At 69.3% G+C, this 14,471-nt stretch carries 16 protein-coding genes and 1 pseudogene; 9 read left to right on the forward strand and 8 right to left on the reverse strand.

What is annotated here, in order from left to right:
- Nucleotides 1-79 precede the first annotated feature (79 nt).
- The 3 genes from ACQCSZ_RS02090 to ACQCSZ_RS02100 all read right to left on the reverse strand — a co-directional run bounded on the left by ACQCSZ_RS02090 (nt 80) and on the right by ACQCSZ_RS02100 (nt 1,427).
- Complete coding sequence (locus ACQCSZ_RS02090; RefSeq protein WP_211882566.1) at nt 80-268, reverse strand: hypothetical protein; 189 nt, start codon at nt 266-268, stop codon at nt 80-82.
- A gap of 80 nt (nt 269-348) precedes the next feature.
- A complete protein-coding gene (locus ACQCSZ_RS02095; protein ID WP_427006493.1) occupies nt 349-804 on the reverse strand; it encodes a DUF1810 domain-containing protein in 456 nt (151 codons plus the stop codon).
- On the reverse strand, nt 801-1,427 hold the full coding sequence (locus ACQCSZ_RS02100; protein WP_427006494.1) for an ANTAR domain-containing protein: 627 nt from the start codon (nt 1,425-1,427) through the stop codon (nt 801-803). The genes ACQCSZ_RS02095 and ACQCSZ_RS02100 overlap by 4 nt, the downstream gene beginning before the upstream one ends.
- A gap of 188 nt (nt 1,428-1,615) precedes the next feature.
- On the opposite strand from ACQCSZ_RS02100, the gene ACQCSZ_RS02105 reads away from it, so the two are divergent.
- Genes ACQCSZ_RS02105 through ACQCSZ_RS02120 form a run of 4 tightly spaced genes read left to right on the forward strand, consistent with a single transcriptional unit; the run spans nt 1,616 to nt 5,159 of the window.
- Nucleotides 1,616-2,566, forward strand: a complete 951-nt coding sequence (locus ACQCSZ_RS02105) for an ABC transporter ATP-binding protein (protein WP_427006495.1) — start codon at nt 1,616-1,618, stop codon at nt 2,564-2,566.
- Entirely contained in the window at nt 2,559-4,151 is a 1,593-nt protein-coding gene (locus tag ACQCSZ_RS02110; RefSeq protein WP_427006496.1) for an ABC transporter permease, read from the forward strand. The genes ACQCSZ_RS02105 and ACQCSZ_RS02110 overlap by 8 nt, the downstream gene beginning before the upstream one ends.
- Complete coding sequence (locus tag ACQCSZ_RS02115; RefSeq protein WP_427006497.1) at nt 4,148-4,561, forward strand: DUF1801 domain-containing protein; 414 nt, start codon at nt 4,148-4,150, stop codon at nt 4,559-4,561. Before ACQCSZ_RS02110 ends, ACQCSZ_RS02115 begins: the two co-directional genes overlap by 4 nt.
- Nucleotides 4,562-4,601: 40 nt before the next feature.
- Complete coding sequence (locus ACQCSZ_RS02120; RefSeq protein WP_427006498.1) at nt 4,602-5,159, forward strand: GNAT family N-acetyltransferase; 558 nt, start codon at nt 4,602-4,604, stop codon at nt 5,157-5,159.
- Between the two features lie 12 nt (nt 5,160-5,171).
- Here the strand turns inward: ACQCSZ_RS02120 and ACQCSZ_RS02125 are convergent, their stop codons facing one another.
- Nucleotides 5,172-5,624, reverse strand: a complete 453-nt coding sequence (locus ACQCSZ_RS02125; RefSeq protein WP_427006499.1) for an SRPBCC family protein — start codon at nt 5,622-5,624, stop codon at nt 5,172-5,174.
- Nucleotides 5,625-5,793: 169 nt separating this feature from the next.
- Here ACQCSZ_RS02125 and ACQCSZ_RS02130 point away from each other — a divergent pair.
- Both ACQCSZ_RS02130 and trxA read left to right on the forward strand, forming a co-directional pair.
- A pseudogene (locus tag ACQCSZ_RS02130) lies at nt 5,794-6,338 on the forward strand (acyl-CoA thioesterase).
- Nucleotides 6,339-6,431: 93 nt separating this feature from the next.
- Entirely contained in the window at nt 6,432-6,845 is a 414-nt protein-coding gene (trxA, locus tag ACQCSZ_RS02135; protein ID WP_427006500.1) for a thioredoxin, read from the forward strand.
- Nucleotides 6,846-6,960: 115 nt separating this feature from the next.
- On the opposite strand, the gene ACQCSZ_RS02140 is transcribed toward trxA, so the two are convergent.
- Nucleotides 6,961-7,239 carry a putative quinol monooxygenase gene (locus tag ACQCSZ_RS02140; protein ID WP_427006501.1) on the reverse strand — a complete coding sequence of 93 codons (279 nt, stop codon included), beginning with the start codon at nt 7,237-7,239 and terminating at the stop codon, nt 6,961-6,963.
- A 100-nt stretch (nt 7,240-7,339) separates the two neighbouring features.
- Here ACQCSZ_RS02140 and ACQCSZ_RS02145 point away from each other — a divergent pair, with 100 nt between their 5' ends.
- Both ACQCSZ_RS02145 and ACQCSZ_RS02150 read left to right on the forward strand, forming a co-directional pair.
- The gene (locus tag ACQCSZ_RS02145; protein ID WP_427006502.1) at nt 7,340-9,016 is read left to right on the forward strand and encodes an AMP-binding protein; all 1,677 of its coding nucleotides are present in this window, start codon (nt 7,340-7,342) and stop codon (nt 9,014-9,016) included.
- Between the two features lie 133 nt (nt 9,017-9,149).
- Nucleotides 9,150-10,070, forward strand: coding sequence for a hypothetical protein (locus tag ACQCSZ_RS02150; RefSeq protein ID WP_427006503.1), 921 nt, complete (start codon nt 9,150-9,152; stop codon nt 10,068-10,070).
- 67 nt (nt 10,071-10,137) lie between these two features.
- On the opposite strand, the gene ACQCSZ_RS02155 is transcribed toward ACQCSZ_RS02150, so the two are convergent.
- Together ACQCSZ_RS02155 and ACQCSZ_RS02160 are read right to left on the reverse strand one after the other, a co-directional pair.
- Nucleotides 10,138-11,118: a DNA-3-methyladenine glycosylase family protein gene (locus ACQCSZ_RS02155; protein WP_427006504.1), complete on the reverse strand. Its 981-nt coding sequence runs from the start codon at nt 11,116-11,118 to the stop codon at nt 10,138-10,140.
- Nucleotides 11,119-11,264: 146 nt separating this feature from the next.
- Nucleotides 11,265-12,341, reverse strand: coding sequence for an NAD(P)-dependent alcohol dehydrogenase (locus ACQCSZ_RS02160; protein WP_427006505.1), 1,077 nt, complete (start codon nt 12,339-12,341; stop codon nt 11,265-11,267).
- Nucleotides 12,342-12,582: 241 nt separating this feature from the next.
- On the opposite strand from ACQCSZ_RS02160, the gene ACQCSZ_RS02165 reads away from it, so the two are divergent.
- A complete protein-coding gene (locus ACQCSZ_RS02165) occupies nt 12,583-13,041 on the forward strand; it encodes a VOC family protein (RefSeq protein ID WP_427006506.1) in 459 nt (152 codons plus the stop codon).
- An 82-nt stretch (nt 13,042-13,123) separates the two neighbouring features.
- Here ACQCSZ_RS02165 and ACQCSZ_RS02170 read toward each other — a convergent pair whose 3' ends face one another.
- The gene (locus ACQCSZ_RS02170) at nt 13,124-14,347 is read right to left on the reverse strand and encodes an SLC13 family permease (RefSeq protein WP_427008468.1); all 1,224 of its coding nucleotides are present in this window, start codon (nt 14,345-14,347) and stop codon (nt 13,124-13,126) included.
- Between the last annotated feature and the right edge of the window lie 124 nt (nt 14,348-14,471).

Below are 14,471 nucleotides of genomic sequence, written 5' to 3' on the forward strand. Positions count from 1 at the left end.
ACATGACGACGGGACAGGACGACGGCGCGTGATGAAGGGAAGGCCCCTCGCCGAGGAGCCTTCCCTTTGGTTTCTGGAGCTACACCTTCTCGCGGGTCCGATCGATAGCCGGCTCCGCCTCCTCGACCGTGAATTCCCTGCTGCGGCGGGGGAAGGCCCAGAACTTGGTGTCCTTCGCTTCCACCCGGGGCTCGGGGCGCTCCTCAGGTTCCCGTGAGGCATCCTTCTTGATGTCCCGCCGGAAATCCCTGCTGTACCCATAGCACATAATTGACCTCCTTATGGTGACTGCGTATTAATCTTCCTCCGTATCGGCCCCGCCGTCGATACTTCCGGGGACGGGTCAGCTCAGCCCAGGTTCCCCAGCAACTGCTCCGTGGCCGGATCAGGCACGCCCTCGAAGTATTTCGCGAGGACCTGTTCGAAGACGGAGGCCTGCGGGTCCGCCCGCAGGAACAGCGTCATGGAGGAGTGCAGCTTCCGGGCGTCGACGCCGCCGAAGACCTGGCCGGCGGTGAGCCCCTGCTGGCCGGCGACGGCCCCGGCGCTTTCCTTCAGCCGCGGACCCAGCACCGGGTGCCGCAGATAGGCCTGTGCCTCGGCCAAAGAGGAGATGGCATATTTCCGGGAGGTCGGACTCTGCCCCAGGCCGGCGAGCTGGGGGAAGATGAACCACATCCAGTGGCTCCGCTTGTATCCCTCTCGAAGTTCCGTGAGGGCCCGTGCATACGTTCCGCCGGCATCCTGGGCCGTCACGAACCGTTCAAGCTCGAAGGGATCCTCCACCGGTGCCTCGTTCGTCATTCGTCGAAGTGCGGGGACAGGTCCTCGTCTCCCGCGATCGATGAGATCAGGGAAGCTGCGACGTCGCGGATCTTCATGTTCCTGTTGTTGGAGGTGTTCCGCAGGATCTTGAAGGCGGCCTCCCGGCTGCAGCGGTTCTGGGCCATGATGGCGCCGACGGCCAGGTCGATCACTGTCCTTGACTGCATTGCGGCGGCCATGTCGTCGCGCGATTCGGCGAGCCGGGCCAGCCGCAGGGCCAGCAGCAGGAAGCGCGAAGCCCGTTCCGCGAAGGCCTCGGCGGACTCGGCGTCGTCGGTGGAAAAGGCATCGGGCGGGACCGAATACAGCTCGAGAACGGCGGTGCTGCCGCCATCCAGAGCCAGGGGGATGCGCAGGGTGGAGCCGGCTCCAGCGCCGCTGCTGCCGACGTCCAGGGGAAGCTTCTTCCGCTGGAAGAGACTGATTCCGCAGGACACCGGGCGGTCGGGACGTGCGAAGTGCCACGTGGCGTGCGCCGCCAATCCAGTCAGGAAATCGTCGACGCCGGCATCGGCATCCGTGGCGGCGTCGGTGGCGGCAAGGACAAGGTCCAGCAACGGGTCGGTGATGCCACCTGATGTGCTGGCACGATCGTCAATCATGTACGTCCCCAATTCCGTGACCGCAAGTTTGCCGTCTGTTCAAATGGGCGGCCTACTTCGATGCTATGGGGAGGGGCCGTGCGGCGGAAGGGAAACGCCCGGCAGGATATCCGTCGCCGGGCGGGTGCCCGGACCGTTGACGGGGGTTCAGGGGTCGCCGGCGAGGGACCGGGCGTATCGTGTTCCCTATGGCGAGCGTCCTGGAAATGGCCGGGGTGGTTAAACGGTTCGGGCCCGTGACTGCCCTCAACGGACTGGACTTTTCAGTCGAAGCGGGCGAGGTCCACGGCTTCCTCGGCCCCAACGGGTCCGGCAAGTCCACGACGATCCGGCTGCTGCTGGGCATGCTGCGGGCCAACGCGGGCTCGATCCGGGTGCTGGGCCTGGATCCCTGGCGCGACGTAGCCACGCTGCACCGGCGCCTGGCCTATGTTCCCGGGGATGTGGCGCTGTGGCCGAACCTGACCGGGGGCGAGGTGATCGAGCTGCTGGGACGGCTCCAAGGCGGCCAGGACCCGGCCCGGCGCGACCGCCTCCTGGCCATGTTCGACCTGGACCCGACGAAGAAGTCGCGCGCCTACTCCAAGGGGAACCGCCAGAAGGTGGCGCTGATCGCTGCACTGGCCACCGACGCCGAGTTGTTCCTGCTCGATGAACCCACGAGCGGGCTGGACCCGCTTATGGAGGAGGCATTCCGTGGCTGTGTCCGGGAGTTGCGGGACCAGGGCCGCACCGTTTTGCTCAGCAGCCATATCCTCAGCGAGGCCGAGGCGCTCTCGGACCGTGTCAGCATCATCCGCGAGGGCCAGGTGGTGGACACCGGCCGCCTGGAGGAGCTCCGGCACCTGACCCGGACCTCGGTCTCGGCCGACGTCGCAGCGGTGCCGCCGGGGCTCGACGCCATCCCGGGGGTGCACGACGTCGTCGTGGTGGACCACCGGATCAGCGCCCAGGTGGAGCCCTCCGGCCTGGCCCCGCTCCTGCGGGCGCTGACCGACGTCGGGCTCCATTCGCTGATCAGCCAGCCGCCCACCCTGGAAGACCTCTTCCTCCGGCACTACGGCCCCGCAGGCCGGTCGGTGCCGGCGGGGCCCGCCGCCGTGGCAGCATCGCGCACCGGAAAGCCCGGCCATGCCTGAGCCGCTCGCCGGGACCGGGGTCCTGATCCGGCTGGGCCTGCGGCGGGACCGCTGGCTGCTTCCGGTCTGGATCGCCGGTTTCGCCATTTTGGCGTATTCCACGGCTGTGGCCGGAGCCGGGCTTTATCCCGACGCCGCGAGCCGGGTTGAGGCGGCCACCGCCCTGAACGCCACAGCGTCCCTGGTGGCGGTGTTCGGCCGGATCTACGACCCCGCCTCTCTGGGTGCGCTGTCACTGATCAAGTACACCGCCTTCATGGCGGCCATCGTGGCCGTCCTGATGGTCATCATCACGGTCCGGCACACGCGCGCCGACGAAGAGTCCGGGCGGCTGGAGCTGCTCGGCGGCGGACGGCTGGGGCGCGATGCCCCGCTCGCCGCTGCCCTCGTGATCAGCTGCGGCGCCAGCCTCGTGCTCGGGCTCGTGACCGCCGCGTCCCTGGCGGCAGGAGGGCTGCCGGCTGTCGGGTCCTTCGCATTCGGGCTGGGCTGGGCGGCCACCGGCATGGCGTTCAGTGCCGTGGCCGGCGTGGCCGCCCAGCTGGCCTCCAGCGCCCGGTCCACAACCGGGCTCGGCATCGGCGTCATCGCCGTGGCCTACGCCCTGCGGGCGGTGGGGGACCTGGCCGAACCGGGGCCTTCCGCGTTGTCCTGGCTGTCCCCGATCGGCTGGAACCAGCAGATCCGTGCCTTTGCCGGGGACCGCTGGTGGGTGCTCGCCCTGCCGCTGGCGCTGTGCGCGGCCCTCGTCCCGGTGGCCCTCAACCTCCGGGCGCACCGGGACCTGGGCTCCGGCCTGCGCGAGCCGCGTCCCGGCCCGGCGCGCGGAAGACTGCGTGGCGTCCGGGGCCTGGCCGTGCGGCTTCAGTTCCGCATGCTGGTGGCCTGGTCCGTGGCGTTCCTGGTGTTCGGGGTCATGATCGGCTCGCTGGCCGGCAACGTCGCGGATCTGCTCAGTTCCCCGAACGCCCGGGAGCTGATCAGGACGCTGGGGGGAAGCCAGGCCATGACTGATGCGTTCCTGTCCGCGGAAGTCGGCTTCATGGGCCTCCTGGCCTCCGCCTACGGGCTTTCCGCGGCCACCCGCCTGCGCGAGGAGGAGACCGCGGGCCACGTCGAGGCGCTGCTGGGCACCGCGACAACCCGGACCCGGTGGGCCACCAGCCATTTCGCGGCCGCCCTGGCAGGGGCGGCGCTGCTCATGCTGCTTGCCGGCTTGTCGGTCGGCGCGGGTGCCGCCGTCGTCCTGGCCGACGGCGCCCAGTTTGGCCGGGTGACGCTGGCCGCCCTCGCCCAGATCCCCGCCGCCTGGGTCGTCACGAGCGCCGTGCTGGCCGTCTTCGGCTGGGCGCCCCGCCTGACCGGGGCGGTCTGGGGGCTGCTGCTCGCCTTTGTCGCCCTGGGCGAGTTCGGGGTGCTCTGGAACGCGCCGCAATGGCTGATGGACCTGTCCCCGTTCCGGCACACGCCGCTGCTGCCGCTGGACTCCGGCGACCTCGCCCCGCTGCTGGGCCTGGCCCTTGCCGCGGCGGCGCTCGCCGCCGTCGGCTATTCGGGATGGCGCCGCCGGGACCTGGCGGCATGAGCCCGGCCGGCAGTCCGGGCTCGAGCCGGGACCCCCGCGTCGATGCGTTCATCGGGGCGCTGCCCGGCTGGCAGCAGGTCATCTGCCGCGAGGTCCGCGACCTCGTGCATGCCGCCGACCCGGACGTCTCCGAGACCATCAAGCGCACCACCCAGCCCTACTTCGTGCTGGACGGCAACGTCTGCGCGCTGCTGGCGGCCAGGGACCACGTCAACGTCTTCCTGTACGACGGCGGGATCGTCCCGGATCCGGCGGGGATCATCACCGCCGGGCACGGCAACAAGACCGCCCGGACCGTGGCCTTCCGCGAGGGCGAAGCCATCAACGCGCCGGCCCTGGTGGAGATGTTCCGGCAGATCATCGCGAACAACCGTGCCGGCGGCTGGCGAAAGCTCAAACAGGGAAGCTGACGGCTCCGGCGGGCGGGGGCCCGTCTGCCATGATGGCCGGATGGAAATCAGCGAAGAACCCTGGACGTGCCGGAACCCGGCGGCGGGACGGCTCCAGTTGGTGCAACTGGAGCCGTCAGTCCTGGCCGCGCTCGCCGGCGGTGACCTCGTTGCGGCCCGGCGCGCGACGGCCCGGGACCTCACGCCGTACCTTGCCAGTGACGACTGTGTGGGCGTCTGGCGGATCAGGCGCGATCAGCTTGCCCGGAACCCGGCCGACGCCGCGTGGGTGACCCGGCTCGCGGTGGACCGGGGATCAGGGAAGGTGGTGGGCCGGGCCGGGTACCACGGGCCTCCGGACGAGGCAGGCATGGTGGAGGTCGGCTACTCGATCGATCCTGTCCACCGCCGCCAGGGATATGCCCGTGCCGCCCTCGTGATTCTGCTCGAGACGGCGCGGGAGCACCCGGGGATCAGCGTCGTCCGGGCCTCCGTGCGGCCGGACAACACCCCCTCGCGGCGGCTCCTGGACCAGTACGGCTTCCAGGAAGTGGGGGAGCAGTGGGACGACGTGGACGGACTGGAGACCGTTCTCGAAGTGCCGTGCCCTTGTTCCTGAACCGGTCAGGCGTCAGCCGCGCGCCGTAAGAACCTCGCGCAGCTTCTCGAAGCTCTCGGTCCAGCCGTTCCGGTGCAGGGCGAGTCGTTCCTCGGTCGCGAACAGGCCCTGTGACAGCGCGACCCGCGTGCCGCCGTCGTGGGCGTGGAGCATCAGCGTGACCACCGTTTCCCTGTCATCGGGCGCGGGCTCGTCCCAGCTAAAGGTGTAGGCGAGGCGGCCGGGAGGGCCGATCTCCAGGAACGTGCCCGAGAGATGGAACGGCTCGCCGTCGGGCGGTTTCATGGTGAAGCGGTACCGGCCGCCCACCCTGAGCTCGAGCTCGGCCGCGGGCAGTCCAAACCCGCGCGGACCCCACCACTCCGCCAGCTCGGCCGGTTCGGTCAGCATGGCGAAAATCCGCTCCCGGGGCGCGCTGAAGGCAGGACTCAGCTCCAGTGTGAGGCCGGTTGCTTGCTCATTCATGATTCGACTCTGGCACCGGCTGGCTCGGCGGGGAAGCCCCGGGTGCCTCCCCCAGGAGGCTGTGATTGAAGCCGCTCCGGATGGCCGCCCGCCATGCATGACGCCCACCGGCCATGTCGCCCGGCCCGGCCACTTGGCCGTTTAGTTACTGGTGGGTAACATCGTGTCCATGCATTTGCTGCTCCGCACTCTCATCCTGCTGTTCACGTCCTCCCGGCAGCCGCCACTGAGCATCTGGGGCACGTCTTCGCTGCCGCTGCGGGTCCTGCCGACCGACATCGACATCGCGATGCATGTCAACAACGGCATGTATTTCTCGTTGATGGACCTCGGCCGCTTCGACCTGATGGCGCGCAGCGGGACCTGGAAGCAGATCCGCCGCCGCGGCTGGACCCCGGTGGCCGCGGGGGAGACCATCGCCTTCCGGCGCTCGCTGCAGCTCTGGCAGCGGTACATCATCGAAACAAAGATCATCGGACTCGACGCGAAGGCGATCTACTTCGAGCAGCGGATGGTGGTCGACGGCGAAATCTACGCCCGCGCCTACATCGCCACCCGGCTGGTCAGCAAGGGCAAGCCGGTCAGCCAGGAGGAGATCCTGCGGGAGTTCGGCCAGCCCCCGGCGGACCTGGAGCTGCCCGAGTGGATCCACGAATGGCGCGAACCAACGCGCTCCCCGGGGCGCGGCGTCCTGCCCCGCACGTCTGGGCGTGACTCCGTACCCGGCGAGCGGCGTCGGGCCTTCCAGGATGTGCCATCAGCGAAACGCAGGGGACATACCCGGACCGCTCGCGTACCGTTGAACGCATGGCAACCGTCAACATCACAAGTGAACAGTTCGCATCGACCGTCGAGGACAACGACATCGTCCTCGTCGACTTCTGGGCCGAATGGTGCGGCCCGTGCAAGCAGTTCGGACCCACCTACTCAGCCGTGTCCGAGAAGCACCCGGACGTCGTCTTCTCCAAGGTGGACACCGAGGCGGAGCAGCAGCTCGCCGCGGAAGCCGGCATCTCGTCCATCCCCACCCTGATGGCCTTCCGCGAAAAGGTGCTGGTGTTCTCCCAGCCCGGCGCGCTGAACGCCCAGCAGCTGGAGCAGGTCGTGGATGCGGTCAAGGCCCTGGACATGGACGAGGTCCACGCCCACGTGGCCCGCTCGCAGGCCGAGGCTGCCGCCGCTGCGAACAAGCAGGACGGCACCCAGATCCCCGAGTTCTAAGCGCCCTTGACCTGAAACGCGGGGTCACTCCGCGCCCATGATGACAAGGATCATGGGCGCGGAGTGACCCCGCGTTGTGGGGCTGGTGGGGCTATCCGGTGGTGCGCAGACGCGGCTAGAGCTGCTTGAACGTGGCCGGCTCGGCCAGCAGCGCGCTCAGGGACTCGTTCAGGTCCTGGAGTGCCGTGCCCTTGGCATGCTTGTCCAGGTCGTCCTGCGAGGCCCACCGCTCGGTCAGCACGAGGCGCTCCTCGGTGGCTTCGGTGAGCTCGTAACGGAGGCAGCCGGGTTCGTTGACGACCTCGTCCATCGCGATTTCCAGGGCGAGCTTCACACGGAAGAATTCGCCGGCGTTGGGGATGTAGGTGGCCTGGAGGTCAAGGGGAGCGCTCATCCGACCACAATACCCGCCAGCCGGCCGCAAGCCCCGAAATTTCCCAGGGCCGCCAGGCTTCAGTCTTCTTTTGGCGTCCGTCTGTTGGTAGCGTCACACCATGCTTGCTTACACAGCCGGGGACACTGACGTCCCGCTGCTCGACGAGACCATCGGCGAGAATTTCGAGCGGATTGTGGCCAGGTTCCCCCTCCACGATGCCTTGATCGAAGCCGCGGCTGTCCCCGGCGAGGAGGCCCGGCGGTGGAGCTACACCAAGCTGAACGACGACGTCGACCGCCTCGCCCGCGCGCTGCTCGCGCTCGGCGTGGCCAAGGGGGAGCGGATCGGCATCTGGAGCCCCAACTGCGCGGAGTGGACCATCCTGCAGTACGCGACGGCGAAAATCGGTGCGGTCCTGGTCAACGTCAACCCCGCCTACCGCAGCCATGAGCTGGAGTTCGTGGTCAGGCAGAACGGCATGCGGATGCTGGTCACGGCGCCGTCGGACAAGACCAGCGACTACACCGCAATGGCCCGCCAGGCGCTGGCCGGATGCCCGGAACTGCGCGAACTGGTGTTCCTGCCGGACGCAGGCCTGGCCGGGTTGACCGCCGGCGAGCCGCAGGCCGGGGCGGAGCGGACCTTTGCGGAAGTGCTCAGGCGCGCGGACGACATCGGGCATTCGGCCCTGAAGTCGCGCATGGCCGAACTGGACCCGCACGACGCCATCAACCTGCAGTACACCTCCGGCACCACTGGCTTCCCCAAGGGTGCCACGCTGACCCACCGCAACATCCTGAACAACGGCTACTCCATCGGGGAGCTCCTGGGCTACACGGAGGATGACAGGGTGGTGATCCCGGTGCCGTTCTACCACTGCTTCGGGATGGTAATCGGAAACCTGGCCGCGCTCAGCCACGGCGCGGCCACCATCATCCCGGGCCGCGGATTCGCACCCGCCGCGGCCCTGGAGGCCGTGCAGGACTTCGGCGGGACCTCGCTGTACGGGGTGCCCACCATGTTCATCGCCGAGCTGGCCCTGCCGGACTTCGGCTCCTACGACCTCTCCACGCTGCGCACCGGCGTCATGGCCGGTTCCCCGTGCCCCGTCGAGGTGATGAACCGGGTCATCTCGGAGATGAACATGGCGGACGTGGCCATCTGCTACGGCATGACCGAGACCTCACCGGTCTCCACCATGACCCGCGGCGGGGACACCCTGGCCCAGCGTACCGGGACCGTGGGCCGGACCATGCCGAACCTGGAGAGCCGCATCCTGGACCCGGCCGGGGGCGGGGTGCTGCAGCGCGGGGAGATCGGCGAACTGTGCACCCGCGGCTACGCCGTCATGAAGGGCTACTGGAACCAGCCGGAGAAGACCGCCGAAGCGATCGACGACGAGGGCTGGATGCACGCCGGGGACCTGGCCCGGATGGACGAGGACGGGTATGTCGTGATCGAGGGCCGGATCAAGGACATGGTGATCCGCGGCGGCGAAAACGTCTACCCGCGCGAGATCGAGGAGTTCCTGTACACCCACCCGGACATCCAGGATGTGCAGGTGATCGGCGTCCCGGATGAACGCTACGGCGAGGAACTGATGGCCTGCGTGATCCTCAAGCCCGGCGCCGCACCCCTGGACGCCGCGGGCGTGGCCGAGTTCTGCCGGGGCAAGCTGGCGCACTACAAGATCCCGCGCTACGTCGACGTGCGGGACAGCTTCCCGATGACGGTCTCCGGCAAGATCCGCAAGGTGGAGATGCGCGAAGAGGCGGTGGCCCGGCTGGGTCTCTGAAGGCAACGCGGGGTCACTTCGCGCCCATGTTGGCGGCTGGAACCGGCTGTATCTGACCCCTCGTTGCCGGGGACGTGACGCAACCTGTGGATAACTTCTGCGAGGGTGCCGGCGAGAGGCCACACTGGTGCCCATGGTCCGAATTACGCCGCTCCCGGAGAGCCTCAGCCAGACCCCGTTCACCGTCTATGAGTCCCGCGCGTTGGGCATACCTTCCAAACGCCTGCGGGCCAAGGATCTGTCCGACGGCGGCCGGCTGATCTATCTGCCGGCGGGTCGCCATCTGGAGACGATCGAGCGAGCGCGGGTCCTTGCCACGGCAACTCCCCGCGCCTGGGTCTCGCATGAGACGGCGGCATACCTGACCGCGCTCGGCCTGCCGCCATGGTCCGACGTCGAATCAACAATTCACCTGAGCAAGCCGCACGAACTGCCGCGGGTGCGCCGGGCCGGAGTCACAGGCCACCGAGTTCGGGTAATCCCCGGAGAATTGACCGAAATCGACGGCATTCCGGTCTCCGGCCGGCCCCGGACCTGGCTGGACCTGGCCGCGAAACTGCCGATCAGCTACCTCATTGCCATGGGCGACCAGCTGATCCGGATGCCCAGGCCAGGACTGGAAGGCAGGTCCGTCCCCTACGCCTACAAGGACGGGCTGCGGCTGCTCATCCGGCAGCATCCCAATCTGAAGGGCGTTGAGAAGGCCCGGCTTGCCCTGGACGAGATGCGGGTGGGCGCCGACTCTTTCCCCGAGACGTTCCTGCGGCTGGCAATGCTGGACGCACGGCTGCCGGAACCCGAACTGCAGCTTCGCCTCGACCCGCACGACGCATGGTCGCCCGCTGCCGATCTTGGCTACCGGCGGTTCCGGATAGCGGTGCAGTACGACGGCGCCCACCATCGCACGAGGGATCAGCAGTCACGGGACAACTACCGGGACGAGGCTTTCCTCAACGCGGGCTGGTCCTACTTCAAGGCCAACGCCGACGATCTCGCGGGCGGTTTCCACGGCGTCATCGCCAGGATCAAAAAGGCGCGATTCCGCTCTGTCTAGTCCAACGCGGGGTCAGATAGCGCCCATAAACGCGCCCCGGATGGGCCGTAAGTGACCCCGCGTTGCTTCAGTGGCCGCGGTGGTCCTGGATGGTCATGCGCGGGCCGAAGACCGGTTTGCGGAAGCCGCTCAGCCCGATCATCCGGACCACGCGATGCCGGTGGCCGGCCCACGGCGCGAGCAGCCGCAGCATGCCGGCGTCATCGGTCCGCCGTCCGGTCAGCGCCGCGCCCACGTAGGCCGCCAGATGGTAGTCGCCCACCGCGATCGAATCCGGGCAGCCGTGCGTGCGCTGCACCACCTCCGCCGCGGTCCAGGCGCCGATCCCGGGAATGGCCTGCAGCTTCGCCGCAGCTTCCGCGGCCGGAAGCCGGGCGAGGCGTTCAAGGGCGACGGCGGAGCGCAGCGCCCGCATGACGGTCGCCGAGCGCTGCGGACCCACGCCGGCCTTGTGCCATTCCCAGGACGGGATGCGCAGCCACTGCCCGGCAGTGGGCTGGACCATCAGGCCGGCGGGGGCCACGGTGCCCGCCCCAGGGGCCGCGGTTCCGAAGCGGTCCATCAGGTAGCGGTAGCCGCGGCGGGCCTCGATCACCGTGACCTTCTGCTCCAGGATGGTCGGGACGAGCGCATCGATCATCCGGCCGGTGGCGGGCAGCCGGAGGGCGGGGTTCCGTCGTCGGGCCTCCACGACCATCCGGGGAAGGGTGGCGTGGAAGGCGGGCTCGTCAAAGGCCGACCAGTCGTCGTCGCGGCCCAGCATGCGGGGGACGGAGCCGACGGCGGCGTCCGCGCCCGGCCCCCAGCCCTGCACATCGAGGGCCGGGTCCGCCCGCGGGCCCGCCGCGGTGAGGCGCAGCGAGGCCGGGCCGGCCGGCGTCGTGAACGCCATCCAGACCCCGTCAGGGGCGGTGCGCATGGACGGATCGCCGTGGCCGCGCAGGAGGGGGCCGATGGTCTGGGGAAGGTCGAACGGGCCGCCCGGGTGCCACCGCAGCGAGGCGTCCGCCGTGGCGGCAACGCCGGCGGGGACGTCTGCGAGGCTCATTCGAACATGGTCCCACGTCCCGCCCGCCGGGGCCGTATCCGCAGGCCGTATCCGCTGGCCGGAAGGCGGGCCGGAGCGTGGGAGGTGCCGCGGCGGAGCCGGGTTGCCGGCGATGTAGGGGTTCAGGTGAACGGGTGAGGAGGCGTTCAGGGCGCCTTCGCGCCGGTGCCTGGTTCCGTGGTTGCGGATGATCGCTTCGTCAGGCTCTGCCCGGGTGCGCTGCCCGCGACCCGCACGATGACGTTGCCCCGCTTGCGTCCGGAGTCGACAAAGCGGTGGGCCCGGACGATGTCGCTGAGGGCGTAGCTGCGGTCGATGACCGCCCGGTACCGGCCCGATTCGGCGAGACCGACGAGGAAGGCCAGGTCTTCACCGGTGTACCTGAGCCTGAGGTTGCCGGCCGTGACCAGTTTGCCGCTGTTGCGGCTGCGGCCCGGCGCCCGGAGCAGTCCCTTGAGGTCTGTGATGACGAGCAGCAGCGCCCCGCCCGGGTTGAGGCACGTTTCGACCCGCTCGAACGGGGCGTTGCCGACACAGTCCATGATCACGTCGTAGGTCCGGGTCCCGGCGGCGAAGTCCTCTGTGGCGTAGTCGATCACCCGGTCTGCCCCCAGTGAGGTGACCAGGTCCCTGTTGGCGCCGCTGCATACGGCGGTGACGTAGGCGCCGAGGTTTTTCGCGAGCTGTACCGCAGCCGTTCCCACGGCACCGGAGGCTCCATTGATGAGGACGGTGTCGCCGGTCCTGATGGCTGCCCGGGCCAGGAATCCGTGTGCCGTGAGGCCGCCGAAAACAAGCGTGACGGCCTCCTCGAAGCCCATGTTGCGTGGTTTGGCCGTGATGGCCCCGTCCTGGGGGACCGTCACGTACTCGGCATGACCGCCGAACCTGGCGCCGAGCATCGCGACTACCTCATCGCCCGGCACGAAGGCGGTCACCTCCGCGCCCACGGCCTCGACCACACCGGCAGCATCCATCCCCAGGACAGGCGTCCGGGGCCCGAAGACGCCGAGGGCCAGAGCGGCGAACGCCTGCAGTCCTCTCGGGACGCTGCGGCGCCGGGAGCGGCGGTCTGCGGCGCTGAGCGTGCTCGCATGGACCCTGATGAGGACTTCATCCGGACGCGGTGATGGTTTGGGGATGTCCACGATGCGGACAACCTCCGGCGGGCCGAACTGCCGGTAGGAGGCCGCCCTCATCGTGATGCTCCTTGTTGCATTCATCGGAATCTCCTTTGAGTGTATGTTGGGTGTACGACGTACACCTCATGCAAAAAGTCTAGGGTGTACGCCGTACACCTGTCAATGGCGTAGCGTGCGCCTGGACCGGAACCGGGCGCTGCAGGCGGCTGCCTCCTTTCCGGGCCCTTATCCTCCGCCACTGCCGGGACTAGAATCCGACTGTGGCGCGGACCGCCCGTGCCAAGGCCTGCCAGGCCACACGATCGAATGTCAGGTGAGTGCAATGGCCCGAGGAGTAGTGCACTTCGAGATCCCCGCCGACGACGAAGTCCGTGCCGGAAAGTTCTACAGTTCGGCGTTCGGATGGGAAGTTAATCCGGTGCCGGAACTGAGCTACACCATGATCAAGACCACGCCGACGGACGAATCGGGCATGCCCTCCGTCCCTGGATCCATCAACGGCGGCATGTTCCGCCGCGAGGGAACCGTCAACTCTCCGGTTGTCACCGTGGACGTTGATGACATTGACGAGGCCCTGGCAAAGATCGAGGAACTGGGCGGCAGTACCGTCACGCCGCGCCAGGAAGTGGGCAGCATGGGATGGGCCGCCTACTTCAAGGACACTGAGGGCAATATCGTGGGCCTTTGGCAGAACGCCGCGCCCGGGGGCGGAGCCGAGGGATCAGCCTCCGACGCTGCCGGCACGGGTGCCGCGGCAGGAGGCAACGACATCGGCGCCTGAGCGGCCCCGCCTGAGCGGCCCCGCCGGCACGCCGGCGTGCGGGGCCCGCGCCGGCCCGCAGGCCCGATCGGCGCCGGCCCGTTCAGTGCAGGCCGGCCACGAGCCACAGCGCCACGACGGCCAGCGGAACGGTGAGGACGACGGCGGCCAGTCCGGCAAGCGCGAAGCCTCCCCAGCGGATCTCGACGTTGAGCGTGCGGAGCCGCTCATGCCAGAGCAGTGTGGCGAGGGACGCCCACGGGGTCACCAGCGGGCCAAGGTTCACCCCGATCAGCAGGGCCGCCAGCCGGGCCGGTGATCCGCCCGCGGGTTCCAGTGCGAGGTAGGCCGGCAGGTTGTTGACAGCATTCGATGCTCCCACGCCCAGCCCCGCGAGCTGCGGCAGCGCGGGCAGGCCGTCCCCGGGACCGGCGATCCCTGACACCAACCTGGTCAGGCCGTTGGCATGCAGGGCCTCGACCACCATGAACAGCCCCGAGGTGAGCATGAGCGGCCGCCACGGGATCATGGACCAGCGCAGCGCCGAACGGCGGCGCCACAGGAACAGCGCCAGCAGGATCACCGCCGCGGCCAGCGCCGGAATCTGCACCGGCACGCCGGACACCAGCGCCGGAAGCAGGTGGCGCCACAGGAACAGCGCCAGCAGGATCACCGCCGCGGCCAGCGCCGGAATCTGCACCGGCACGCCGGACACCAGCGCCGGAAGCAGGATCACCATGACGCCGGCCGCCGAGGAGAGCAGCACCCTGTCCCGCACCGGGTGGACCGGCTGCGGCCCGTACCGGCCGCGGAGATCCCGCCGGAACGCCAGCCACAGGATCCCCAACGGGACGAGGATTCCCACCAGCGCCGGCGCCCAGACCAGTCCGGCGAACGCGGCCGGGCTGAGCCTGAGCCGGTCCTGGGCCAGCAGATTGGTCAGGTTGGACACCGGTAGCAGCAAGGACGCGGTGTTGGCCAGCCAGATGGTGGTCAGCGCGAACGGCAGCGGCGGGATCCGGGCGTGGACGGCCAGCAGCACGACGACGGGCGTCACCAGCACCGCCGTCGTGTCCAGCGACAGGAACACCGTGGAGACGGCGGCCAGGCCGATCACCAGCAGCCAGAGCAGGACCACCCGGCCCCGGCCCAGCGCGGCGAGACGCTCCGTGACCACCCGGAACAGCCCGGCGTCGTCCACGAGTTCCGTCACGAGGGACATGGCCACCACGAATGCCAGGACCGGCACGGTGCGCGCGGCCAGCACCTGGAACGCCGGCCCCGGCAGCAGGCCGGAGGCCAAGGCAGCCGCCCCGGCCAGCAGCATGCCGGCGGGGAACAGATAGCTCTTCAGCTTCGTCGGCCGGCCCCAGCGTTTCACAGCCTTAATCCTCGCACCTGGCACGTCGCACCCCGGGCCGCCGGACGCCGGCGCGACGTGCCCCGGGCCA

The sequence above is a fragment of the Pseudarthrobacter sp. H2 genome, from assembly GCF_050157045.1.
In the GTDB taxonomy this organism is placed as follows: Bacteria; Actinomycetota; Actinomycetes; order Actinomycetales; family Micrococcaceae; genus Arthrobacter.